At 71.1% G+C, this 22182-nt stretch carries 23 protein-coding genes; 18 read left to right on the top strand and 5 right to left on the bottom strand.

Going from position 1 to position 22182, the window contains the following annotated elements:
- Nucleotides 1-66: 66 nt before the first annotated feature.
- From ACZ4SA_RS05795 to ACZ4SA_RS05785, 3 genes are all read left to right on the top strand, one after another.
- Complete coding sequence (locus ACZ4SA_RS05795; RefSeq protein WP_468270215.1) at nucleotides 67-1233, top strand: acyl-CoA dehydrogenase family protein; 1167 nt, start codon at nucleotides 67-69, stop codon at nucleotides 1231-1233.
- Nucleotides 1230-2018 (top strand): SDR family oxidoreductase, encoded by a 789-nt coding sequence (locus tag ACZ4SA_RS05790; protein ID WP_468270213.1) that lies wholly within the window; start codon nucleotides 1230-1232, stop codon nucleotides 2016-2018. The genes ACZ4SA_RS05795 and ACZ4SA_RS05790 overlap by 4 nt, the downstream gene beginning before the upstream one ends.
- Nucleotides 2019-2151: 133 nt before the next feature.
- The gene (locus ACZ4SA_RS05785; RefSeq protein ID WP_468270211.1) at nucleotides 2152-3309 is read left to right on the top strand and encodes an acetyl-CoA C-acetyltransferase; all 1158 of its coding nucleotides are present in this window, start codon (nucleotides 2152-2154) and stop codon (nucleotides 3307-3309) included.
- A 29-nt stretch (nucleotides 3310-3338) separates the two neighbouring features.
- On the opposite strand, the gene ACZ4SA_RS05780 is transcribed toward ACZ4SA_RS05785, so the two are convergent.
- From ACZ4SA_RS05780 to ACZ4SA_RS05765, 4 genes are read right to left on the bottom strand one after another with little or no spacing between them, the layout of a single operon-like run.
- Complete coding sequence (locus ACZ4SA_RS05780; RefSeq protein ID WP_468270209.1) at nucleotides 3339-4403, bottom strand: NAD(P)H-dependent flavin oxidoreductase; 1065 nt, start codon at nucleotides 4401-4403, stop codon at nucleotides 3339-3341.
- On the bottom strand, nucleotides 4400-5170 hold the full coding sequence (locus ACZ4SA_RS05775) for a CoA-transferase subunit beta (RefSeq protein ID WP_468270208.1): 771 nt from the start codon (nucleotides 5168-5170) through the stop codon (nucleotides 4400-4402). The genes ACZ4SA_RS05780 and ACZ4SA_RS05775 overlap by 4 nt, the downstream gene beginning before the upstream one ends.
- A complete protein-coding gene (locus ACZ4SA_RS05770; RefSeq protein WP_468270206.1) occupies nucleotides 5167-6039 on the bottom strand; it encodes a CoA transferase subunit A in 873 nt (290 codons plus the stop codon). The genes ACZ4SA_RS05775 and ACZ4SA_RS05770 overlap by 4 nt, the downstream gene beginning before the upstream one ends.
- The gene (locus ACZ4SA_RS05765) at nucleotides 6036-6830 is read right to left on the bottom strand and encodes an enoyl-CoA hydratase family protein (protein ID WP_468270204.1); all 795 of its coding nucleotides are present in this window, start codon (nucleotides 6828-6830) and stop codon (nucleotides 6036-6038) included. Before ACZ4SA_RS05765 ends, ACZ4SA_RS05770 begins: the two co-directional genes overlap by 4 nt.
- Nucleotides 6831-6908: 78 nt before the next feature.
- Between ACZ4SA_RS05765 and ACZ4SA_RS05760 the strand changes: the two genes are divergently transcribed.
- From ACZ4SA_RS05760 to ACZ4SA_RS05750, 3 genes are all read left to right on the top strand, one after another.
- Nucleotides 6909-7685 carry an SDR family oxidoreductase gene (locus ACZ4SA_RS05760; RefSeq protein WP_468270202.1) on the top strand — a complete coding sequence of 259 codons (777 nt, stop codon included), beginning with the start codon at nucleotides 6909-6911 and terminating at the stop codon, nucleotides 7683-7685.
- Nucleotides 7686-7772: 87 nt separating this feature from the next.
- On the top strand, nucleotides 7773-8696 hold the full coding sequence (locus tag ACZ4SA_RS05755) for an SDR family oxidoreductase (protein WP_468270200.1): 924 nt from the start codon (nucleotides 7773-7775) through the stop codon (nucleotides 8694-8696).
- A 65-nt stretch (nucleotides 8697-8761) separates the two neighbouring features.
- Nucleotides 8762-9073, top strand: coding sequence for a hypothetical protein (locus tag ACZ4SA_RS05750; RefSeq protein WP_468270198.1), 312 nt, complete (start codon nucleotides 8762-8764; stop codon nucleotides 9071-9073).
- A gap of 114 nt (nucleotides 9074-9187) precedes the next feature.
- Here the strand turns inward: ACZ4SA_RS05750 and ACZ4SA_RS05745 are convergent, their stop codons facing one another.
- The gene (locus ACZ4SA_RS05745; RefSeq protein ID WP_468270196.1) at nucleotides 9188-9577 is read right to left on the bottom strand and encodes a hypothetical protein; all 390 of its coding nucleotides are present in this window, start codon (nucleotides 9575-9577) and stop codon (nucleotides 9188-9190) included.
- Between the two features lie 270 nt (nucleotides 9578-9847).
- Between ACZ4SA_RS05745 and ACZ4SA_RS05740 the strand changes: the two genes are divergently transcribed.
- The 12 genes from ACZ4SA_RS05740 to hypF all read left to right on the top strand — a co-directional run bounded on the left by ACZ4SA_RS05740 (nucleotide 9848) and on the right by hypF (nucleotide 22177).
- Complete coding sequence (locus ACZ4SA_RS05740) at nucleotides 9848-11563, top strand: enoyl-CoA hydratase-related protein (protein ID WP_468270194.1); 1716 nt, start codon at nucleotides 9848-9850, stop codon at nucleotides 11561-11563.
- Between the two features lie 55 nt (nucleotides 11564-11618).
- Entirely contained in the window at nucleotides 11619-12707 is a 1089-nt protein-coding gene (locus tag ACZ4SA_RS05735) for an NADH-quinone oxidoreductase subunit B family protein (protein WP_468270192.1), read from the top strand.
- Between the two features lie 67 nt (nucleotides 12708-12774).
- Nucleotides 12775-14556 (top strand): nickel-dependent hydrogenase large subunit, encoded by a 1782-nt coding sequence (locus tag ACZ4SA_RS05730; protein ID WP_468270190.1) that lies wholly within the window; start codon nucleotides 12775-12777, stop codon nucleotides 14554-14556.
- On the top strand, nucleotides 14553-15113 hold the full coding sequence (locus tag ACZ4SA_RS05725) for a hypothetical protein (protein ID WP_468270188.1): 561 nt from the start codon (nucleotides 14553-14555) through the stop codon (nucleotides 15111-15113). The genes ACZ4SA_RS05730 and ACZ4SA_RS05725 overlap by 4 nt, the downstream gene beginning before the upstream one ends.
- Complete coding sequence (locus tag ACZ4SA_RS05720; RefSeq protein ID WP_468270186.1) at nucleotides 15110-15775, top strand: DUF5947 family protein; 666 nt, start codon at nucleotides 15110-15112, stop codon at nucleotides 15773-15775. Before ACZ4SA_RS05725 ends, ACZ4SA_RS05720 begins: the two co-directional genes overlap by 4 nt.
- Nucleotides 15772-16410, top strand: a complete 639-nt coding sequence (locus ACZ4SA_RS05715; RefSeq protein ID WP_468270184.1) for a DUF6084 family protein — start codon at nucleotides 15772-15774, stop codon at nucleotides 16408-16410. The genes ACZ4SA_RS05720 and ACZ4SA_RS05715 overlap by 4 nt, the downstream gene beginning before the upstream one ends.
- Nucleotides 16407-17810, top strand: a complete 1404-nt coding sequence (locus ACZ4SA_RS05710) for a hypothetical protein (RefSeq protein ID WP_468270182.1) — start codon at nucleotides 16407-16409, stop codon at nucleotides 17808-17810. The genes ACZ4SA_RS05715 and ACZ4SA_RS05710 overlap by 4 nt, the downstream gene beginning before the upstream one ends.
- Entirely contained in the window at nucleotides 17807-18319 is a 513-nt protein-coding gene (locus ACZ4SA_RS05705) for a hydrogenase maturation protease (RefSeq protein ID WP_468270180.1), read from the top strand. The genes ACZ4SA_RS05710 and ACZ4SA_RS05705 overlap by 4 nt, the downstream gene beginning before the upstream one ends.
- A gap of 77 nt (nucleotides 18320-18396) precedes the next feature.
- Nucleotides 18397-18513 (top strand): DUF6893 family small protein, encoded by a 117-nt coding sequence (locus tag ACZ4SA_RS05700; RefSeq protein WP_468270178.1) that lies wholly within the window; start codon nucleotides 18397-18399, stop codon nucleotides 18511-18513.
- 168 nt (nucleotides 18514-18681) lie between these two features.
- Entirely contained in the window at nucleotides 18682-19110 is a 429-nt protein-coding gene (locus ACZ4SA_RS05695) for a hydrogenase maturation nickel metallochaperone HypA/HybF (RefSeq protein WP_468270176.1), read from the top strand.
- Nucleotides 19098-19793, top strand: coding sequence for a hydrogenase nickel incorporation protein HypB (hypB, locus tag ACZ4SA_RS05690; protein WP_468270174.1), 696 nt, complete (start codon nucleotides 19098-19100; stop codon nucleotides 19791-19793). Before ACZ4SA_RS05695 ends, hypB begins: the two co-directional genes overlap by 13 nt.
- Nucleotides 19790-22177, top strand: a complete 2388-nt coding sequence (hypF, locus tag ACZ4SA_RS05685; RefSeq protein WP_468270172.1) for a carbamoyltransferase HypF — start codon at nucleotides 19790-19792, stop codon at nucleotides 22175-22177. The genes hypB and hypF overlap by 4 nt, the downstream gene beginning before the upstream one ends.
- Nucleotides 22178-22182 lie beyond the last annotated feature (5 nt).

Raw genomic sequence — 22182 nt, 5'->3', positions numbered from 1 at the left:
CCCTAACAAGTGTTTGGTAGGTTAACGTACGGCCCGTGGGCCGTCGAGATCCGCAGGGGAGCCGGCATGGACGCCGTCGAGGAGTTCAGAGCGGAGGTCCGGGACTGGCTCGCCACGAACATCTCCGGAGAATTCGCCGGCCTGCGGGGCCGCGGCGGACCCGGCCGCGAGCACGAGTGCTTCGCCGAACGCCTGGCATGGGAGCGGCACATGGCGGCGTCCGGCTGGACCTGCGTCGGCTGGCCGGAGGAGCACGGAGGACGTGGCGCGACCATCGAGGAGCAGGTCGCCTTCCATGAGGAGTACGCCCTCGCGAACGCGCCCGCCCGGGTCGGCCACATCGGGGAGCAGCTTCTCGGACCCACCCTCGTCGCCCTCGGCACCCCCGAACAGCAACGGCGCTTCCTCCCGGAGATCGTCGCGGCCCGGGAGCTGTGGTGCCAGGGCTACAGCGAGCCGGACGCCGGATCGGACCTCGCCGCCGTACGGACACGTGCGGAGCGGGACGGCGACGAGTGGGTGATCACCGGGCAGAAGATCTGGACCTCGCTCGCCCACGAGGCCGACTGGTGCTTCGTCGTCGTCCGCACCGAGCCCGGCAGCGCCCGCCACCAGGGGCTTTCCTACCTCCTGGTCCCCATGGACCAGCCCGGGGTCGAGGTCCGGCCGATCACCCAACTCACCGGCACCTGCGAGTTCAACGAGGTGTTCTTCGACGCCGCCCGCACCCACGCCGCCAACGTGGTCGGTGCGCCGGGGGAGGGCTGGCAGGTGGCCATGGCGACCCTCGGCTTCGAGCGCGGCGTCTCCACCCTCGGCCAGCAGGTCGGCTTCCGCCGCGAACTCGAGACGCTCATCGATCTGGCCGTACGCAACGGAGCCGCCGACGACCCGCTGATCCGCGACCGCCTCGCCCGGGCGTGGGTCGGCATCGAGACGATCCGGTTCAACGCGCTGCGCATGCTCGACGGCGTCGCGGCCGGAGCCCCCGGCCCCGAGACCTCCATCGGCAAGATCTTCTGGTCGACGTGGCACCGCGAGCTGGGCGAACTCGCCATGGAGGTGTGCGGGGCCGGCGGCATGCTGGCCGCCGGCGAGCCGTACGACCTCGACGACTGGCAGCGGCTGTTCCTCTTCTCCCGCGCCGACACCATCTACGCGGGCTCCAGCGAGATCCAGCGGAACATCATCGCCGAGCGTGTGCTCGGCCTGCCGAAGGAGCCACGCCCATGAGCCAGGCGCCACCGCCGTACGTGCCGGGCCACCGGCTGCTCGCCGGCCGCACCGCCGTCATCACTGCCGCCGCCGGCGCGGGCATCGGCGGCGCGACCGCCAGACGCCTGCTGGAGGAGGGCGCGGACATCGTCCTCTCCGACGCCCACGCCCGCAGGCTCAAGGAGACCGAGACGCAGCTCGCCGCAGAGTTCGGTGCGGACCGGGTCGTGGCCCTGCCGTGCGACGTCACCGAAGAAGCCCAGATCGCCGCCCTGTTCGACCTCGCGGAACAACGCCACGGCCGCCTCGACATCGTGGTCAACAACGCCGGCCTCGGCGGCACCGCCGACCTGGCCGAGATGACGGACGAGCAGTGGGGCACCGTTCTCGACGTCACCCTCAACGGCACCTTCCGCTGCACCCGCGCCGCACTGCGCCGCATGAGGACCACGGGAAGCGGAGGCGTCATCGTCAACAACGCCTCGGTGGCCGGCTGGCGGGCCCAACGGGGGCAGGCCCACTACGCGGCCGCCAAGGCGGGCGTCATGGCCCTCACCCGGTGCGCCGCCGTCGAGGCCGCGGAGTACGGCGTGCGCGTCAACGCCGTCGCACCCAGTCTGGCGATGCACCCGCACCTGGTGAAGGTCACCACCCCCGAACTGCTGGCGGAGCTCACCGCCCGCGAGGCATTCGGCCGGCACGCCGAACCGTGGGAGGTCGCCAATGTGATCGTCTTCCTGGCGGGCGGCTACTCGTCGTACCTGACCGGAGAGGTCCTCGCCGTCAGCAGCCAGCACGCCTGAGACCGGGACATGGGCCGGTGCCGAAGAGCAGCGAGCGGCACCTCTTCGCGCAGGAGCCGGCCGGCGGCGTCGCGCTGCGGAGGCGACACGAACACAAGCGCCGCGACTACCCTGACTACAAGGAGCAGCAGCCATGCCCGAGGCCTACATAGTCGAAGCCGTACGCACCCCGGTCGGGAAGCGGGGCGGCGGGCTGTCCGCGGTCCATCCGGCCGACCTCGGCGCCCATGTGATCGTCGCACTGGTGGAGCGTTCGGGCATCGACCCGGCGGCCGTCGAGGACGTCGTCCTCGGCTGCCTGGACACCGTCGGGCCGCAGGCCGGTGACATCGCCCGCACCTGCTGGCTCGCGGCCGGGCTGCCCGAAGAGGTGCCCGGTGTCACCGTGGACCGGCAGTGCGGATCCTCCCAGCAGGCCGTCCACTTCGCGGCGCAGGCCGTCATGTCCGGCACCTGCGACCTCGTCGTCGCCGGCGGCGTGCAGAACATGTCCCAGGTGCCCATCGCCTTCGCGAGCCGCCAGGCCGCCGAGCCGCTCGGGCTGACCGAGGGACCGTACGCCGGCTCCGCGGGATGGCGGGCGCGCTACGGCGACCGGCCCGTCAACCAGTTCCACGGCGCCGAGCTGATCGCCGAGAAGTGGGACATCACGCGCGAGGCGATGGAGGAGTTCGCTCTGCGCTCGCACCGGCGGGCCTTCCGCGCCATCGACGAGGGCCGCTTCGCCCGCGAACTGGTCGCCCACGGTGAAGTGACGACCGACGAGGGGCCGCGCCGGGACACCTCCCTGGAGAAGATGGCGAGCCTGCGGCCCCTCGTCGACGGCGGACGGCTGACCGCTGCACTCTCCTCGCAGGTCTCCGACGGCGCCTCCGCCATGCTCCTGGCGAGCGAGCGAGCCGTACGGGAGCACGGACTGACTCCCCGGGCGCGTATCCACCACCTCTCGGTACGCGGCGAGGACCCCATCCGGATGCTCTCCGCCCCGATCCCGGCCACCGCCCACGCCCTGAAGAAGACCGGGATGTCGATGGACGACATCGACCTGGTCGAGATCAACGAGGCGTTCGCGTCCGTGGTGCTGGCCTGGCTCAAGGAGACCGGCGCCGACCCTGAGCGGGTCAACGTCAACGGCGGGGCCATCGCGCTGGGCCACCCGCTCGGCGCCACCGGGACCAAACTGATGACGACACTTCTCCATGAACTCGAGCGCACCGGCGGCCGGTACGGCCTGCAGACCATGTGCGAGGGCGGCGGCCAGGCCAACGTCACGATCATCGAACGCCTGTGACGGCGGGTGCGGACCTCCTGGAACGCAAGTCAGTGTGTGTGAGGCAGCGCACGGAGTGCGGCGAGGGCTTCCGCCATGACCCGTTCGACCAGCTCGGCGCAGGACGGCAGGTCGTCGATCAGACCCGCGACCTGACCGGCCGCCATCACACCGAGGTCGGTGCGCCCGTCGACCATCGCGGCCCTCAGCATCATTGGGGTGTTGGCGGCCAGCAGGACCTGACTCCATGACAATTCCTTGCCGTGCCACATCGCCAGGCCGTCGCGGACCATGTCCACCCAGCTCATGCCGGTTTCGCGACGGAAGGCCGCCGCATGGCGGAGCGCGCGCAGCAGCGAGGCGGCCCTCCCCGAGCGCTCCAGCGAACCCACCAGTTCGGTGCGCAGCATCCGGTGCGGCAGGCCGTCGACCTTGGTGGTGACGGTGATGTCCTTGACGGTCGCGGCCAGATACCGGGCCTTCACCGCATCGGGGACCGTGCTGTCGGAGGTGAGGAGGAAGCGGGTCCCCATGGCGATCCCGCAGGCGCCGTACGCCAGCGCCGCGACGAGCCCCCGCCCGTCCCGGAAGCCGCCGGCCGCGATCACGGGGATGCCGACGGCGTCCACGACCTGGGGGAGCAGAACGCCGGTGGCGACGTCCCCGGTGTGGCCGCCGCCCTCCCCGCCCTGCACCAGGACGGCGTCGGCGCCCCAGGCGGCGACCTTCTCGGCGTGCCGCCTGGCCCCGATGGACGGGATGACGATCACCCCGGCGTCCTTGAGCCGCGCGATCAGCGCCCGGGAGGGCGCGAGCGCGAACGACGCGACCCGCACCCCCTCGTCGATGATGATCCGCACGCGCTCGGCCGCGTCACCGGCGTCCGCCCGCAGGTTGACCCCGAAAGGCGCGTCCGTACGGGACTTCACCTCCCTCACGGATGCACGGAGTTGCTCGACGGTCATGGTTGCCGAGGCGAGGATGCCGAGTGCGCCCGCTTCCGCGGTGGCCGACACCAGCCGCGGTCCGGCGACCCAGCCCATGCCGGTCTGCACGAGGGGGTGCCGCACGCCGACGAGCCGGGTGAGCGGCGTGGCGATCGTCGCATCACTCATGCGGGGACCTCGCGGAAGCGCAGCCCGTTGGGATCGATCACCTCGCGGACGAGCCGCAGTTCCTCGTCGGTGGGCTCACGGGTGAACGGGATGTCGGCGGAGACCGTGAGCGTGAAGCCGGTGGCGTCGACGACCTGCTGGAGCGTGACACCCGGGTGCAGGGACCGCAGCCGCATCGTCCGGTCGGGGGTCTCGAAGTCGAAAACGCCCAGGTCGCTGACGACGTCCGGGATCCGGTGGTAGCGGGACGCGGAGGAGCCGGCGGCGGCCGCACGGTCGTGGCCGACACCGCAGACCATGTCGACGCGTTCGACGAACACCCGGGCCGAGTGCCGCGGAACCCAGTAACTCGTAGGATTGTTCAGGGTGTTGACCGGGGCGCCGCGTACGCCGAGCAGCTGCCGCGTGGGCCGGGACCAGTCGCCGATGCAGGAGATGTTCTGGTTCCCGTACCGGTCGAGCTGGCTCGCGCCCATCATCACGTGCCGCCGTCCCGTGGCGACCAGCGCCAGATGCTGCCGGTAGGGCAGCCAGCCCTCCACCACACCGGGCGGGGTACCGAGTGCCGGGGTGTCGCCGGCAAGCAGGGCCTCGCCGTCGGTGAGCAGGAGATCGGGGGAGAAGGCGAGCTTCGCCAGCCGGGCGGCGATCGTGGGGACGGTGCCCATCGGGCTCGCCAGCACCTCGCCCGCGTCCCGCCAGGATTCGGCGCAGGCCACCACGCAGTACTCGGCCCGTGTCGCCGGCGTCGTGTCCGTACCGGTCATGCTGCCGCTTCCTCCTCGCGGAACGCCGCCACGGCGGCCTGGTAGGCGTCTTCGTCCCCTGACAGGAACCGCTCGCAGAAGGCGCGCCAGGCGTCCGTCCCGCGGGCGGCCCGCGCGTAGGCGCGCTGGAACGTCTCGTCGCGGTCGTAGTCCGGAACGCAGGAGGTGAAGTGGGCACCGTACGGGGTCTCGACCACGCCGTTCACGAACGCGCGCTTGACCAGCAGGGACTGCGGCGCATGGTCCTTGAGGAGGTCTGCGGTGTCCACGATGCGCTCACACGACAGGTACGCCCGGTCGGCCGCCTCGCAGAACAGGTCGTCGAAGTAGGGGTCGGGGCCGAGGTACTGGCCGTTGCCGTGCGCGTCGGCCCTGTTGACGTGAACGAGTGCGGCATCCAGCCGCAGCGCGGGCACGGCGAGAAGCTCCTCACCGTCCTCGTACGGGGAAGTGACCGTGCGCAGGGACGGATTGACGCGCATCACGTCCGATGCCAGGCCGGCCCGGACGGGTATGAAGGGCAACCGCTGCGCGGCGGCGGTCAGCCCCCACATGACCATGGCTTCGTCGAACTCCACCATCTCGAACGCCGCTCGCTGCCGGGCGTCCTGGAAGTGCGGTTCCAGAGGGACGGAATCGAGGGTGGCGAACGCCGTGATCAGCTTGCGGATCTTTCCCGCGGCGGCGAGCAGCCCGACATCGGGTCCACCGTAGGAGACGACGGTCAGGTCGGTGAGTTCGGAGCGCAGCAGCGCGCGCACCAGTGCCATCGGCTTGCGCCGCGAGCCCCAGCCGCCGATGCCGATGGTCATGCCGCTGTCGAGCCGGCCGACCACCTCCTCGGCAGTCGTCGTCTTGTCCCGCGTCACGTCTGCTGCTCCTTGTCGGTGCTCGGGCCTTCGACGGTGTCGGGCACGACGGCGGCGGCGAAGGCGGTGCCGCGTACGCGGTCGGCGACGCCGCTGAGGTTCGCCTCGAAGGTGAAGCCCTGCTCGAAGCGGTAGCTGCGGCGGACGTCGACGGGGTCGATGCCGTTGATCGCGGCCTTGGCGAGCCGGATCAGCGTCCCGTCCTTGGTGGCGATCTCACGCGCCAGCCCGATGGCCGCCGCCCGGAGTCCGGCTCGGGGGACGACGCGCCACACCGAGCCGTGGGCGTGCAGTTCGGCCGCGGTCACGGTGCGGGAGGTGTAGTACAGGGTCCGCATCAGATGCTGGGGGACCAGCCGGGCGAGATGCGTGGCGGCGCCGAGCGCGCCCCGGTCCAGCTCCGGCAGTCCGAAGGTGGCGTCTTCGGCGGCGACGATCGCGTCGGCGTTGCCCACGAGTCCGATGCCGCCGCCCAGGCAGAAGCCGTGCACGGCGGCGACGACGGGCACTTCGCATTCGTAGACCGCGGCGAACGCCGCGTAGCAGCCGCGGTTGGCGCCGACGAGGGCCGCGTGTCCTTCGGTGCGCTGGATCTCCTTGATGTCGACGCCCGCGTTGAAGCCCCGCCCTTCGGCGGCCAGGACCACACAGCGCACCGCCGGGTCGCCGCCGGCGCGGCGGACGGCGCGGGCCACGTCGTACCAGCCCTGCACGTGAAGGGCGTTGACCGGAGGAAAGTCGACGGTGACGACGGCGATCCCGTCTTCAGGGACGGAGGTGGAGACACCCATGGGCAGATCAGCTACCTTTCCACCAAACGTTTGTTAGGTGGACCATAGCAGTGGTCCGTATGCTGCGGGAGGTGCCAATTGCCGGCGATCACCGACCTGTCCGGGACCGTCGCCGTCGTCACAGGCGGAACACGGGGCGTCGGCGCGGGCATCACCCGGGCCCTGCTCGAAGCAGGCGCGGACGTCGTGACCTGCGCGCGCAGACCGCCGGACACACCGGTCGAGGCGGCGGGACGCGCGGCGGGCTTCGTGCCCGTCGACCTGCGTGAGCCGGAGGACGTCGAAGCGTTCTTCCGCCGGCTGCACCACGACTACGGCCGACTGGACACGCTCGTCAACAACGCCGGAGGAACCCCGTTCCGGCTGCTCGGCGAGGCCGGAGCCGCACGCCACGCCCGCGTCGTCGAACTGAACCTCACCGCGCCCCTGACGGCCACGCTCGCGGCGTACGAGATCATGCGCGGCCAGCGGACCGGCGGCTCCGTCATCATGATCGGCAGCGTGAGCGGCACCCGCCCCTCACCCGGCACCGCCGCCTACGGCGCGGCCAAGGCGGGCCTGGAAAACCTCGCCCGGTCCATGGCCGTCGAATGGGCGCCGACGGTACGGGTCAACACCCTCGTTCTCGGCATGGTCCGCACCGAACTCTCGCATCTGCACTACGGGGACGAGGCCGGTGTCGCCGCCGTCGCCCGCACCGTGCCGCTCGGCCGGCTCGCCGAACCCGCCGAGATCGGCGACGCCTGCGTCTTCCTCGCCTCCCCGCGTGCGGCGTACGTCACCGGAGCGAGCCTGCTCGTCCACGGCGGCGGCGATCGCCCCGCCTTCCTCGACGCCGCCACCGTCAACCACTGATCACCGGGCCGACACGATCCCCGGCACCGCGACGGCGCGGGCTCGAGCGGAGACCCGGGGCCTCCTCGGAAAGGCAGGACACACACGATGACCGGACTCTGCGCAGGACGCGTCGCCGTCGTCACCGGTGCGGGCCGCGGCCTCGGCCGCGCGCACGCCCTCGCCCTGGCGGCGGAAGGCGCCAGGGTTGTCGTCAACGACCTCGGCACAGGGCTCGACGGCACCGGAAACGGCGTCGGGGACCCCATGGGGCCCGCCGAGCAGGTCGCCGACGAGATCCGCGCCCTGGGTGGCGAGGCCGTCGCCCACGGGGGCGACATCGCCACCACCGACGGCGCCGCTTCGCTCGTCGCCCTGGCCCTTGACACCTTCGGCCGCCTCGACGCCATGGTCAACAACGCCGGATTCCTGCGCGACCGCATGCTCGTCAACCTGGAGGAGGACGACTGGGACGCGGTCATGCGCGTCCATCTCAAGGGTCACTTCCTGCCGATGAAGCACGCCGCCGAGCACTGGCGGGCCGAGGCCAAGGCCGGCCGGACGCCGCAGGCGCGTGTCATCAACACCAGCTCCGGCGCGGGGCTTTCGGGGAGCGTCGGCCAGGGGAACTACTCCGCGGCGAAGGCCGGCATCGTGGGCCTGACGCTCGTTGCCGCCGCCGAACTCGGCCGCTACGGGATACAGGTCAACACCATCGCCCCCGCCGCCCGCACACGGATGACCGAGCAAGCCTTCGCCGGGGCAATGGCCGCGCCGGGCGAGGGGGAGTTCGACGCCATGGACCCCGGGAACGTCTCCCCGCTCGTCGTCTGGCTCTCCTCCGGCGCGTGCGCCGGTGTCACCGGCAGGGTCTTCGAGGTGGAGGGCGGCCGGATCACCGTCATGGAGGGCTGGCGGCCGGGCCCGACGGCGGACAGGGGCGCCCGCTGGACAGCGGCCGAAGCGGGCGAGGCAGCGCTGAAACTGCTGGCCGCCGCCGAGACGCCGCGGCCGGTGTACGGGGCACCGTAGGGCCGAACCTGCCGGGCTGCCGCCGGCCGTGGCGGCATCAGCACCGGCGGGCGCACACTGGACGCATGAGTGACTTCCAGGGTGACGTCACGGTGATCGCTGACGGCGTGGAGTATCCGGCCCGGGTCGATATGCTCTCGTGGGCAGAGCAGCGGCCTACGGGCGGGTTCGACCCGTCCGAGGGCGACGTTCCGGGGCTGTCGGACTGGAACGGCAGCCTCAAGGTGACCGACGGGGAGGTCGTGGAGGCTCTCATCCATGGCGGGGAGTTCGAACTGCGGATGCCCGACGGTCGCGTCGGCCGGTTCGTCGTCAGCCGCCACAGCTCCGAGGCCGGGCTCATGGTGATCGAAGGAAGCGGAGCCCCGCCCTTCTGACGCGCACCCCGCCCTGCCGCACGAAGTCCGCCCTCCCAGCACGGAGCCCCGCCCTTCTCGTCTCGGACGGGGCTCCGTCTCCTTCGCGGCTTCCTTCGCGCCACGCGCCAGGACCTACCCCGGTCGGCGCTTGCCCTGGCCGGGCTTGTCGGGGTCGACGCCGGTGAAGGCGGAGTCGTCCTTCGTCCCGCTGGGGCGTTGCGACCTGCCCTTGCGGCCGGTGTCCCGCATGCCCTTCTCCGAGTCGCCGCCGTACTCCTCGCCGCTCCCGGTCTCGCTCTTCACCTCGTCACCGGGGACGGAACCCTTCTCCTCCTTGGAAACCTTCCTGCCCTGGCCGGGGGCGCCCGCATGCTCCTCGGCGTGGAACGAACGCCGAGCGCTGGGATTGTCCTGCTGACGTGTCTCGTCCACGTCCGGGGACCAGCCGTGGTGCTCGGTCCCCTGGTGCCGGCTCGGGCCTTTGCCGTGCGAGGGCTGTGATGACTTGGGTTGCTTCGCCATGCGCCGACCTGCCTGTCCGAAGTCGTTGGGGGCACTCCTGTGGTGCCAGGTCCACTGCGATTCTCCCACTTGCGGATGAGTCCGGCATTCAGGTCAATCGGGACCCGGGCGGTGGATGAGCACACCGCTCCGGCCATGTGGCTGGAATCGTGACGCTTACGAGTGAAGTGGGCCCCGTATGCCCGCACCCGCGTGCGGATGTGTTCGACCATCGCAGGCGTCGGCTGTGTCGAGCGGCCAGGAGGGCCGCACCACTGCGGGAGGGCAGCCATGCGCATCTTGCTCGTCGCCAGCGCGTACAACAGTCTCACTCAGCGGGTCCACGCCGAACTCCGTGACCGCAGGCATGTCGTCGCCGTGGAGGTGACGCCCGACGGCTCGGCGGTGCGGGCCGCGGTGCAGCGGCACCGGCCCGACCTCGTGGTGGCGCCCCTGCTGAAGGCCGTGGTTCCCCGGGACGTGTGGACGGCCTGCACCTGCCTCATCGTGCATCCGGGGCCGGTGGGCGACCGCGGGCCGTCCTCGCTGGACTGGGCGATCGACGAGGACGTCGACGCGTGGGGCGTCACCGTGCTTCAGGCCGACGAGGAGATGGACGCCGGCGACGTCTGGGCGACCGTCGGCTTTCCCGTCCCCCGGGTCGCCAAGAGCGACCTCTACCGGAACGAGGTCTCCGACGCGGCACTCGAAGCCGTCCTGCTGGCCGTCGAGCGTTACGCCTCGGGCGCCTACGTGCCCCGGCAGCAGCACAGCCTCCCGCAGACGGCCGGGGCGCGGATCCGGCCGTACTTCCGGCAGGAGATGCGCCGGATCTCCTGGCACGACGACTCCACGGAGACGGTCCTGCGCAAACTGCGTGCCGCGGACTCTCAGCCCGGTGTGCGGGACGAGCTGCTCGGTGGCGAATGGTTCCTTCACGGCGGCCACGTGGAGGACGCGCTGCGCGGCAGGCCCGGTGAGCTGCTGGCAACCCGTGCGGGTGCCGTCTGTCGTGCGACAGCCGACGGCGCGGTGTGGATTGCCGAGCTGCGGGCCCACCGCGGTCCCGGGCTGCCGCGCGCCTGCAAACTGCCCGCCGCTCTCGCGCTGGCCGACCGGTTGCCGTCCCTGCCCGAGATTCCCGCGCCCCTGCACCCGGCGGAGGGCAGCGTCACCTGGAGCGACATCCGCTACCGGGAGGAGGGACCGGTCGGGATCCTTTCCTTCTCCTTCCCCGGCGGCGCGATGAGCACCGGTCACTGCCGCCGACTGCTGGACGCCTACCGGGCGGCGTGCTCCCGCCCCACCGCCGTGCTGGTGGTGGGCGGCAGCCGGGACTTCTTCTCCAACGGCATCCACCTGAACGTCATCGACGCGGCAGCCGACCCCGCCGCGGAGTCCTGGGCCAACATCAATGCCATGAACGACCTGGTGGAAGCCGTTCTGACCACCACCGACCGGCTCGTGGTCAGCGCGATCGGCGGCAACGCCGCCGCCGGCGGTGTCATGTTCGCACTGGCCGCGGACGAGGTCTGGTGCCGGTCGGGCTCCGTGCTCAACCCGCACTACCGGCTCATGGGCCTGTACGGCTCGGAGTACTGGACGTACAGCCTGCCCCGCAGAGTGGGCGGCCCCATGGCGAAGCGGCTCACCGAGGAGGCCCGGCCGGTGTCCGCGTCCGCGGCGCAGAGCATGGGACTTGTCGACCGGGTCGTCGACTGCGCTCCCCGGGACTTCACGGCCGAGGTCACCCGTTTGGCGGCACGAATGGCGGCGCTCCCCACCGCTGCGCTGCGCGTCGCCACCAAGAAGGCGGAAGGTGAGCGCCGTGCGTCCACGAAGCCGCTGGCCGCCTATCGCCAAGAAGAACTCGCCCACATGCTGCGCACCTTCTCGGACCCGGATGCGCCGTACCACGCCCTGCGCCGTGCGTTCGTGCGAAAGCAGGCGGTTCCCGCGGGCGTCGACAGCCCGGGTGCGGTGGCGGTGCGCCCGGCGGACTGTTAGCAAGATCGGAGGCCCGTATGAGGCCTTTGCCGCAAACCTCCCAGGAGGCGTACTCATGAACGCAGGAACGCCGGCCACGGTCGAAGAGCCCGTCGCATCCGGTGAGCCCGGCAGCGACGAGAAACCGATCCACATCCTCTGGATCAACGCCGGGCTCAGCTGCGACGGCGACTCGGTCGCCCTCACGGCAGCCATGCAGCCCAGCATCGAGGAGATCGCGCTCGCCGGTCTGCCGGGCCTGCCCAAGATCGCCGTCCACTGGCCGCTGATCGACTTCGAGTGCGGCCCTGTCGGCGGTGCGGACACCTTCATCGAGTGGTTCTTCAAGGGGGAGCGCGGCGAGATCGACCCGTTCGTGCTGGTGATCGAGGGCTCCGTGCCCAACGAGGCGATCAAGCAGGAGGGATACTGGTGCGGCTTCGGCGACAACCCGGAGACCGGCCAGCCCATCACCACCAGCGAATGGATCGACCGGCTCGCGCCCAAGGCCCTCGCCGTGGTCGCGATCGGCACCTGCGCCACCTATGGCGGCATCCACGCCATGGCCGGCAATCCGACCGGCGCGATGGGCGTGCCCGACTACCTGGGCTGGGACTGGAAGTCCAAGGCGGGCATCCCCATCGTGTGCGTGCCCGGCTGCCCCATCCAGCCGGACAACTTCGCGGAGACCCTGACCTATCTGCTCTACCAGGCAGCAGGCTCCGCTCCGATGATCCCCCTCGACGACAAGCTCCGGCCGACGTGGCTGTTCGGCGCCACCGTCCACGAGGGCTGCGACCGGGCCGGCTACTACGAGCAGGGCCAGTTCGCCACGACGTACGACTCTCCCAAGTGCCTCGTCAAGCTCGGCTGCTGGGGCCCCGTCGTCAAGTGCAACGTCCCCAAGCGCGGCTGGATGAACGGCATCGGCGGCTGTCCGAACGTCGGAGGCATCTGCATCGCCTGCACCATGCCCGGATTCCCGGACAAGTTCATGCCGTTCATGGACGAACCTCCCGGCAGCAAGGTCTCCAGCACCGCCAGCGGCGTGTACGGCTCCGTGATCCGCAGGCTGCGGACCATCACCGCCAAGACGGTGGACCGCGAGCCCAAGTGGCGGCACACCGGTCAGAAGGTCACCACGGGCTACCGGCCGCCGTGGTGACCGCTCCCCATCAGGCCACCGACTCCATCTCCTGCTCGCAAAACTGACGAAGGGCACCGCGCACACAATGGCATCCTCGACGACGACCGGTGACGGCACCGGCCTGGTGGAGATGGCCTGGGATCCGATCACCCGGATCGTGGGAAGTCTCGGCATCCACGCAAAGATCGACTTCAAGCAGAAGCGCGTCGCGGAGTGCTACAGCACCTCGTCGGTCTTCCGCGGCTACAGCGTCTTCATGCGCGGCAAGGACCCGCGAGACGCGCACTTCATCACCAGCCGGATCTGCGGTATCTGCGGCGACAACCACGCCACCTGCTCCGTGTACGCCCAGAACATGGCGTACGGCGTGAAGCCGCCGCACCTCGGCGAGTGGATCATCAACCTCGGCGAGTCCGCCGAGTACATGTTCGACCACAACATCTTCCAGGAGAACCTGGTCGGGGTCGACTACTGCGAGAAGATGGTCCGCGAGACCAACCCCGGCGTCCTCGAACTCGCCGAACGCACCGAGGCGCCGCACGCCGCCGACCACGGCTACCGCACCATCGCCGACATCATGCGCTCCCTCAACCCCCTCGAGGGCGAGTTCTACCGCGAGGCGCTCCAGGTCAGCCGCTACACGCGGGAGATGTTCTGTCTCATGGAGGGACGCCATGTCCACCCCTCCACGCTGTACCCGGGCGGCGTCGGCACGATCGCCTCCGTCCAGCTCTTCACCGACTACCTCTCCCGCCTCATGCGCTATGTGGAGTTCATGAAGCGCGTCGTCCCCCTGCACGACGACCTCTTCGACTTCTTCTACGAGGCCCTGCCCGGATACGAGGAAGTGGGCCGCCGACGGGTGCTGCTCGGCTGCTGGGGAGCGCTCAACGACCCCGAGTACTGCGACTTCACCTACGCCAACATGAGCGAGTGGGGCCGGCGCATGTTCGTCACCCCCGGTGTCATCGTGGACGGCAAACTCGTCACCAACGACCTGACCGAGATCAACCTCGGCATCCGTATCCTGCTGGGCAGTTCGTACTACGAGGACTGGCAGGGCCAGGAGCAGTTCGTCACCCACGACCCGCTCGGCAACCCGGTCGACCCCCGCCACCCCTGGAACCAGCACACCATTCCCGCCCCGCAGAAGCGGGACTTCAGCGACAAGTACAGCTGGGTCATGTCGCCGCGCTGGTTCGACGGCAAGGATCATCTGCCGCTGGACACCGGCGGCGGCCCCATCGCGCGCCTGTGGTCCACCGCCCTGTCCGGGCTCGTCGACATCGGGTACGTCAAGGCCACCGGCCACAGCGTCGTCATCAACCTGCCTCGGACGATGACCAAGCCGGAGACCACCCTCGAGTGGAAGATCCCCCAGTGGAGCAACGCGCTGGAGCGCAACCGCGCCCGCACGTACTTCCAGGCCTACGCCGCGGCCGTCGCCCTGCACTGCGCGGAGAAGGGCCTCGAGGAGGTCCGCGCCGGACGCACCCAGACCTGGGAGAAGTTCGAGGTGCCAGACGAGTCCATCGGTGTCGGCTTCACCGAGGCGGTGCGCGGTGTCCTCTCGCACCACATGGTCATCAGGGACGGCAAGATCGCCAACTACCACCCGTACCCGCCGACGCCGTGGAACGCCTCCACCCGCGACACCTACGGCACTCCCGGCCCCTACGAGGACGCCGTGCAGAACACGCCGATCTTCGAGGAGAACCCGCCGGAGAACTTCAAGGGCATCGACATCATGCGTACCGTGCGCAGCTTCGACCCCTGTCTGCCCTGCGGTGTCCACATGTACGTGGGCGCCGGGAAAACGGTGAAGTCGATGCATGTGCCCACCGGGCTGAGCGGCCTCGCCGGATGAGCGCGCCGACAGCGGAGCAGGCGGGCCGGCAGGTCGAGGAGGTCCTCGACCGGCTGGCCGCCACAAAGGACGCCGAAGCCTGCAAGGCGGCGGAGGAACTGGTGCGGGTTCTCATGGAGTTCTACGGCGCGGCGCTCGGCCGGGCAGTCGAACTGCTCCAGCGCCCCGTCGCCCGGACGGCCGGCACCCCGCTCGAGGGGCTGCTCGGCGACGAACTCGTCGCAAGCCTGCTGAATCTGCACGGGCTGCACCCGGAAGACCTGCCCGCCCGCATCGCGCGTGGCCTGGACAGCATTCCGCACCCCGTCGAGCACGCGGGCTTCGACCAGTCGACCGGTGTGCTGCGCCTGCGCGTCACCGCCTCGACGGGCTGCGGCTGCCCGAGCACCCAGGAGTCGGTCCGGCAGGCAGCCGTCGACGCGCTCGCCTGCTTCGCGCCCGAGGTGACCGGTGTCGACATGGAAGCGGCGGCCGCCTCCCGCGAGCCGGCGCTGCTCCAGATCGGCAGCGGCCCGCCGCCCGGACCGGGCGGCCGCTCACCGGCGACGGCGTCGTGAGCGCGCCCCAGGCCGGGCCGGGGCGGACGTGGCGCCCCCCGGGCCCGCAGGGCCTGCGCCGCTTCACCACGGCCCGGCGGCCCCGAGAAGAGGAGTGCGAGCTGTGCGGGGCGCCCCTCGGCGGTGAACGCCACCGGCACCTCGTGGACACCGAGAAACGAGCACTGGCCTGCGTCTGCGGCCCCTGCTCCCAACTGCTGGACCGCTCGGGCGGGCCGAAGGGCCGCTTCCGCGCGGTCCCCGGCCGTTACCTGAGCGATCCGGGCCACCGGCTCGACGACAACGCCTGGGAGCTGCTGCGGATCCCCGTCGGAGTCGCCTTCTTCTTCCGCAACTCGGCGCTCGAACGACTCGTCGCGCTCTACCCGAGCCCGGCCGGCGCCACCGAGAGCGAACTCGAGCCGTCGTCCTGGCAGAGAGTCCTTGAAGGGACGCACCTCGCAGCCCTGCTCGAACCGGACGTCGAGGCTCTGCTGCTGCGCCGCCACGAAGGCCGCACCGAGTGCTATCTCGTGCCGATCGACATCTGCTACGAACTGGTGGGCCGTATGCGACTGCGCTGGCAGGGTTTCGACGGCGGCGCGGAGGCCCGTGCCGACCTCGACGCTTTCTTCGCCCATGTCCGCGGCACGGCCCGCGACGTGCAGGGGAGCCGGCCATGACCGAGTTCTCCTTCAGCTGCACCGGCGTGCGCGCCGACCCGTACGCCGCGGGACCGACCCTCGTGTTCCGGCTGCGGATCACCGCCTCCGAGGGCGTACGGGTCCACGCCCTCGCACTGCGTTGCCAGATCCGCATCGAACCCGCCCGGCGTGGATACGACAACGCGGAGGCCGAGGCGCTCAGCGACCTGTTCGGCGAGCGTCACCGGTGGGGCACCAGCCTCAACCCGGTGCAGTTCGCCCAGGTCTCCGTGATGGTCCCCGGCTTCACCGGGCAGATCGAGACGGACCTGGTCGTGCCCTGCACCTACGACACGGACGTCGCGGCCTCCCGCTACTTCCGGTCCCTGGCCGACGGGGAGGTGCCGCTGCTCATGCTGTTCTCCGGTACCGCCTTCACCGGCGCCGGCGGCTTCCATGTCGAGCCTGTGCCCTGGGACAAGGAGATCGCCCACCGGATGCCGGTGAAGACCTGGCAGGAGATGGTCGACCAGCACTTCCCCGGCTGCGGCTGGATCCGGCTCCCGCGGGACGCCATGGACGCGCTGCTCGCCTACCGGTCGCGGCGCGCGCTGCCCTCATGGGAAGCGACCGTCGAGTCGCTCCTCGAAGCGGCGGGGGAGAGGACGCCATGACCCTGGCCACCACGTTCACCCCCGACACCGAGGCGCGTCTCGCCGTCGCCCGTCAGGTCGCCGACGCGGTGCTCTTCGAAGGCTATGTGCTCTACCCGTACCGGGCGTCGGCCGCCAAGAACAAGCTGCGCTGGCAGTTCGGCGTCCTCGTTCCTCCGGCCTGGAGCGCCGCGGGCGAGGAACACGACTTCCAGCACACCGAATGCCTCATGGAAGCCAAACGGGGTGCGACGCTCGCGCTCGAGGTCCGCTTCCTGCACACCCAGCGGCGCGTCGTCCAGAAGGCCCGGCCCGACGGCACGTTCGAGACGGTACGCGAACTGCACCTGGACGACCGGGTCCTGGTGCCCTGGGACGAGGGCCAGGAGGAAAGGGTCGAACTCACCGTCCAGGTTTCGGAGTTGACGGGAGGCGGCGTCGCCTTCCCCTTCACCCGTCCGGCGGCCGAGAACACCGAGCCGGTCACCGACGCCGCAGGCAGGGACGTCGGACGGCTCGTGCGCCGCCGGGAGGCGATCAGCGGCGCCGTACGCCTGTCCACGACCGAGCTCGACGGCCCTTACCGCGTCGAACGGCTGTGCGTGGTCGTGGAGAACACGAGCTCCTGGACGCCCGACAGCGGCGGCGACCGTGATGCCGCCCTGCCGTACTCCCTGGTCGCCAGTCATGTGCTGCTGCGGCTGGACGCCGGAGCGTTCCTCTCCATGACCGACCCGCCCGAATGGGCGCGAGGCGCTGTCGCGGCCTGCCGCAATCTGCACACCTGGCCCGTGCTCGCCGGCGAACCGGGCAGCGGCGACCTGGTGCTCTCCTCGCCGATCATCCTGGAGGACCATCCGGCCATCGCGCCCGAGAGCCCCGGGGCCCTGTACGACGCCACCGAGATCGACGAGATCCTGGCCCTGCGCACCGCGGCACTCACCGACGAGGAGAAGCGCGAGGCCAGAGGAACGGACGCCCGCGCGGCTGCCGTCATCGACCTCGCCGACACCATGCCGCCGGAGGTCCTGGAACGCCTGCACGGAGCGGTGCGCAGCCTGCGGGAGGTCACCGGGCAGCGGGAACCCGACGAACAGGCAGTGTTCCGGCCCGACACCCCCTGGTGGGACCCGGGCGGCGACGCGAGCGTCGATCCGGACCGCGACCACGTCCTGGTCGACGGCCGGACGGTACGCGCGGGCAGCAAGGTCGTGCTGCGGCCGGGTCTGCGCCACACCGACGCCCAGGACCTGTTCCTGCACGGTCGCAGCGCCCTCGTCGAAGCCGTACTGCACGACGTCGACGGAGGAGTGCACATCGCCGTCACCGTCGACGACGACCCTGGCGCGGACATCCGCCGCGAGCAGGGGCGGTACCTCTACTTCCAGCCCGACGAGGTCGAAGCCCTGGAGGACGCGTGACCAGTCCCGTACCGCCCGGGTCCCGCACCCTGATCGCCGGGGTCGGCAACATCTTCCTCGGCGACGACGGCTTCGGCGTCGAGGTCGCCAGAAGGCTGACCCAGGAGGAACTGCCGCCCGACGCCGAAGTCGCCGACGTCGGGATCCGCGGCGTCCACCTCGCCTATCAGCTCCTCGACGGCTACGACACACTCGTGATCGTCGACGCGACCGCGCGCGGGAGCGAACCGGGAACCCTGTATCTGATCGAGGCGGGATCGCCCGGCGACCCGCCCGCCCCGGAGGACGTCCCGTTCGACGGGCACCGGATGTCGCCCGACGCCGTCCTGGCACTGCTGGACACGCTGTGTGCGGGGACCGGCGCGACACCCCCGCGGCGCACGTTGGTGGTCGGCTGCGAACCCGCCGTCATCGACGAAGTCATCGGGCTCAGCCCGCAGGTGGACGCCGCGGTGCCGGGAGCGGTGCGGATGGTGACCGATCTGGTCCGGAAGGAAGCCGTCGTATGAAAGGCCGTCGCATGAAAGGTCATTGTGTGAAAGGCAGCCGGATGACAAGCCGTCGTAGCAGAGGTTCGGAGAACCCCATGAAGAAGACCCTCATCGGCGGTGCTGCCGCCGCCACCGCCGCCACGGCGGTCGCCGCCGTCGTCAGGGGCCTCCTGCCCGACCTCATGCGCTACCTCCGCATGCGCAAGATGTGACGCCCGGCGCGGCTACCCGGGCCGGCGCGCCTACCCGGCCGGCGGGGCGGCCCGGGTGAACCGAACGGCGTACGCAACGGTGTGACCCCGGCGCGCCGGACGCCCGTGCACCACGGCTCCGCCCTGTAATGGGCGGCGGAGGCACCCGCGGTATCAGGACGGAGACCGATGCACGAGATGTCCGTCGCGCTCGCCGTCGTGGACCAGGTCGAGCAGGCAGCACCCTCCGGCGGGGGCGTCGGCGTCGAGAGCGTCCGCCTCGAGGTGGGGGAGCTGGCCGGGGTCGTCCCCGACGCGCTGGCCTTCTGCTTCGAACTCGCCTGCGCCGGCACGGTCCTCGAAGGCGCCGAACTCATCACCCGGTCCGTGCCGGGCACCGCACGCTGCGGGGCGTGCGCGGACGTGTGGGACGTCGGAATGCCGCCGCAGTTGATCTGCCCGGCGTGCGGCGACGCCGCCGCCGATCTCATCTCGGGCCGTGACCTGCGGATCTCCGAGGTCCGATGGGCCGACGCGGAAGCCGGAACCGACACCGACACGACGCACGCAACCATCCGCGAACCGATCCTCGAGGAGAGCCGACCATGTGCCGAGTAGTGGACCTCCAGCGGGCGGTCCTGGCGAAGAACGAGGCTGCGGCACAGATTCTGCGCACCGAACTGGCCGCACGCGGCACCACGGTCGTCAACCTGCTCTCCAGCCCCGGCAGCGGGAAGACCGCACTGCTCGAGCGCGAGCTGCTGATGGCACAAGAACGGGGAGTCCCCGTCGCCGCGCTCACCGCCGATCTGGCCACCGAGAACGACGCGGACCGCCTGGCCCGCTCCGGCGCCCCCGTCAAGCAGATCCTCACCGACGGTCTGTGCCATCTGGAAGCCGACATGCTCGCCGGGCATCTGCACGACTGGCTGCCCGAGGACACCCGACTGCTGTTCGTCGAGAACGTCGGCAATCTCGTCTGCCCCGCCTCCTACGACCTCGGCGAATCACTCCGGGTCGTCCTCGCCTCCGTGACCGAAGGGGAGGACAAGCCGCTCAAGTACCCCACCGCGTTCGGACTCGCGCAGCTGGTCGTCGTCACCAAGACCGACATGGCGGAGCCTGCCGCGTTCGACGAGGCCGCCTTCCGCCGCAATGTGCAGCAGGTCAACCCGGGCGTGGAGGTGGTCCTCACGTCCGTGCGCAGCACACAGGGCGCGGGCTGTCTCCTCGACCGGGCCCTGTCGGCGGCCGGGGGGAGCGCCGTCCACGCTCCGGTGATGGCCCAGGCCCGCGCGTGATCACGCCGCAGTCCGGTGCGACCCTCGCGCCGGCCGTGCAGCGCAGCAGGGTCGTGGTGCGGGGCGTGGTGCAGGGGGTGGGCTTCCGGCCCTACCTGTACACGCTGGCCTCGGGACTGCGGCTCTCGGGTCATGTGACCAATACGGTCGACGGTGTGGCCGTCGAGGTCGAAGGGGAACCGGCCGCCGTCGCGCGCTTCTGCGCACGTATCGCTCCCGAAGCCCCGCCCCTCGCGCTCGTCGAATCGGTGGACGCCACCGAGGTGCCCGCCACCGGGGGAAGCGGATTCACCATCGTCCCGTCCCGCGCGGGCGGCCCCGTGCGCACGTTGGTCTCCCCGGACACGGCAACCTGCGCCGACTGTCTTGCGGAGCTTTTCGACCCGGCGGACCGGCGGCACCGCCATCCGTTCATCACGTGCACGCACTGCGGGCCGCGTTTCACCATCGTCACCGGCGTGCCCTACGACCGCGAACACACGACCATGGCCGGATTTCCGATGTGCCCCGACTGCGCACGGGAGTACGACGATCCGGTCGACCGCCGCTTCCATGCCCAGCCGGTCGCCTGCCCCGCCTGCGGCCCCCGCATGCGGCTGATCGTCGCCGGGAGCGACGGCGCCGGAGCGTCCTCGGCCGCGCCCGCGGACACGGATTCGATCACCGGGGCGCGCAGGCTGCTGGACGGCGGCGCGATCGTCGCCGTGAAGGGGCTCGGGGGCTACCACCTGGCCTGCGACGCGACGAACGCTGCGGCGGTGGCCGAACTGCGGCGGCGCAAGGCCCGCGGCGACAAGCCGTTCGCCCTGATGGCCCGTGACATCTCCGACGTCGAGCGCCTCGTCCACATGGGGCCGGAGGAAAGGGACTTGCTCACCGGGAGTGTCCGTCCCATCGTCCTGATGCGGCGCCGTCCGGGCGCCCGCCCGCACCCGGGAACCGCCTTCCCCTGCGAAGGGGTCGCGCCGGGCAGCCCCGACCTCGGCGTGATGCTCCCCTACACCCCCGTGCACCATCTGCTCCTCGGAACGGGCACGCCGGAGCGGGAAGCACCCAGGCTGTTGGTCATGACCAGCGGCAACATCGCCGGCGAGCCCATCGTCACCGACGACACGGAAGCACAGACGCGGCTGGTCGGCCTCGCGGACGCCTGGCTGCTGCACGACCGCCCCATCCATGTCCCGTGCGACGACTCGGTGGTGCGTGTCTGCGACGGTGAGCCGCTGATGCTGCGCCGCTCCCGCGGACACGCCCCGCTGCCCCTCACCCTGCCCGTGGAGGTGGCCCCCGCCCTTGCCGTCGGCGGTGACCTCAAGAACACCTTCTGCCTCGGCGAGGGCCGTAAGGCCTGGCTCTCGGCCCACATCGGGGACATGGACGACCTCGCGACCCAGCTGGCGTTCGAACGAGCCGAGGAGCAGCTGGAGTCGATCACAGGCGTGCGGCCCCGCGTGCTGGTCGCCGACCGGCACCCGGCCTACCGGTCCGCCCAGTGGGCGCGCCGGAACGCCGGCGGGCGCCCGGTCGAACGGGTCCAGCACCACCACGCCCACGTCGCGGCCGCCATGGCCGAGCACGGCCTGGACGGCAGCCGCCCGGTGATCGGAGTCGCTTTCGACGGCACCGGCCACGGAGACGACGGCGCGGTGTGGGGCGGCGAGTTCCTGATCGCCGACTACGAGGGGTACTCCCGCTTCGCGCACCTCGCGTACGTCCCGCTGCCCGGCGGGGACGCGGCCGTGCGCCGCCCGTACCGCATGGCGCTGGCGCACCTGCGAACGGCGGGTATCACCTGGAGCGGTGACCTGCCGTGCACGGCGGCCTGCCCCGCCGATGAACTCCGCCTGCTGAGCCAGCAGTTGGAGCGCGGATTGAACTGTGTACCCACCTCGAGCATGGGCCGTCTGTTCGATGCGGTCTCGTCGCTGGCCGGAGTCTGCCATCGCAGCGGTTACGAGGCGCAGGCGGCGATCGAACTCGAGGCCGCCGCTGTGGGCGCCGCGACCGAGGAGGACGTCCGGTATGTGTTCCGGCTGGTCCGGTCGGCCGGGTCCCCGCTCGCGTACGACCCCGCGCCCCTGCTCGAAGCGGTCGTCGAAGACCTGCGGCGGGGCACCCCGGCGCCGGCCGTCGCGGCGCGCTTCCATCAGGCGGTGGCGCGGCTCGTCCGTACGGTGTGCGCCGCGGCGCGTGACGAGACAGGGACGCAGACCGTCGCGCTGACCGGCGGGGTGTTCGCCAATGTCCTGCTCTCCTCCCTCTGTGCCCGCGGTCTGCGCCAGGACGGCTTCACGGTCCTGCGCCATCAGCGCATCCCGCCGAACGACGGGGGGCTGGCCGTCGGTCAGCTCGTCGTGGCCGCCCACGCCGCCACCGAGGCCTGATGACG

The organism is Streptomyces sp. NPDC027962 (assembly GCF_055566095.1).
This window is presented reverse-complemented; position numbering and strand designations above follow the sequence as displayed.

What these genes read in the sequence shown, in the direction of transcription:
- ACZ4SA_RS05740 (WP_468270194.1), top strand. Translation starts at nt 9,848, where the DNA reads ATGCGCATCTTGCTCGTCGCCAGCGCGTACAACAGTCTCACTCAGCGG.
- ACZ4SA_RS05700 (WP_468270178.1), top strand. Translation starts at nt 18,397, where the DNA reads ATGAAGAAGACCCTCATCGGCGGTGCTGCCGCCGCCACCGCCGCCACG.
- ACZ4SA_RS05715 (WP_468270184.1), top strand. Translation starts at nt 15,772, where the DNA reads ATGACCGAGTTCTCCTTCAGCTGCACCGGCGTGCGCGCCGACCCGTAC.
- ACZ4SA_RS05795 (WP_468270215.1), top strand. Translation starts at nt 67, where the DNA reads ATGGACGCCGTCGAGGAGTTCAGAGCGGAGGTCCGGGACTGGCTCGCC.
- ACZ4SA_RS05750 (WP_468270198.1), top strand. Translation starts at nt 8,762, where the DNA reads ATGAGTGACTTCCAGGGTGACGTCACGGTGATCGCTGACGGCGTGGAG.
- ACZ4SA_RS05790 (WP_468270213.1), top strand. Translation starts at nt 1,230, where the DNA reads ATGAGCCAGGCGCCACCGCCGTACGTGCCGGGCCACCGGCTGCTCGCC.
- ACZ4SA_RS05745 (WP_468270196.1), bottom strand. Translation starts at nt 9,577, where the DNA reads ATGGCGAAGCAACCCAAGTCATCACAGCCCTCGCACGGCAAAGGCCCG.
- ACZ4SA_RS05755 (WP_468270200.1), top strand. Translation starts at nt 7,773, where the DNA reads ATGACCGGACTCTGCGCAGGACGCGTCGCCGTCGTCACCGGTGCGGGC.
- ACZ4SA_RS05725 (WP_468270188.1), top strand. Translation starts at nt 14,553, where the DNA reads ATGAGCGCGCCGACAGCGGAGCAGGCGGGCCGGCAGGTCGAGGAGGTC.
- ACZ4SA_RS05785 (WP_468270211.1), top strand. Translation starts at nt 2,152, where the DNA reads ATGCCCGAGGCCTACATAGTCGAAGCCGTACGCACCCCGGTCGGGAAG.
- hypB (WP_468270174.1), top strand. Translation starts at nt 19,098, where the DNA reads ATGTGCCGAGTAGTGGACCTCCAGCGGGCGGTCCTGGCGAAGAACGAG.
- ACZ4SA_RS05765 (WP_468270204.1), bottom strand. Translation starts at nt 6,830, where the DNA reads ATGGGTGTCTCCACCTCCGTCCCTGAAGACGGGATCGCCGTCGTCACC.
- ACZ4SA_RS05780 (WP_468270209.1), bottom strand. Translation starts at nt 4,403, where the DNA reads ATGAGTGATGCGACGATCGCCACGCCGCTCACCCGGCTCGTCGGCGTG.
- ACZ4SA_RS05710 (WP_468270182.1), top strand. Translation starts at nt 16,407, where the DNA reads ATGACCCTGGCCACCACGTTCACCCCCGACACCGAGGCGCGTCTCGCC.
- ACZ4SA_RS05695 (WP_468270176.1), top strand. Translation starts at nt 18,682, where the DNA reads ATGCACGAGATGTCCGTCGCGCTCGCCGTCGTGGACCAGGTCGAGCAG.
- ACZ4SA_RS05735 (WP_468270192.1), top strand. Translation starts at nt 11,619, where the DNA reads ATGAACGCAGGAACGCCGGCCACGGTCGAAGAGCCCGTCGCATCCGGT.
- ACZ4SA_RS05775 (WP_468270208.1), bottom strand. Translation starts at nt 5,170, where the DNA reads ATGACCGGTACGGACACGACGCCGGCGACACGGGCCGAGTACTGCGTG.
- ACZ4SA_RS05730 (WP_468270190.1), top strand. Translation starts at nt 12,775, where the DNA reads ATGGCATCCTCGACGACGACCGGTGACGGCACCGGCCTGGTGGAGATG.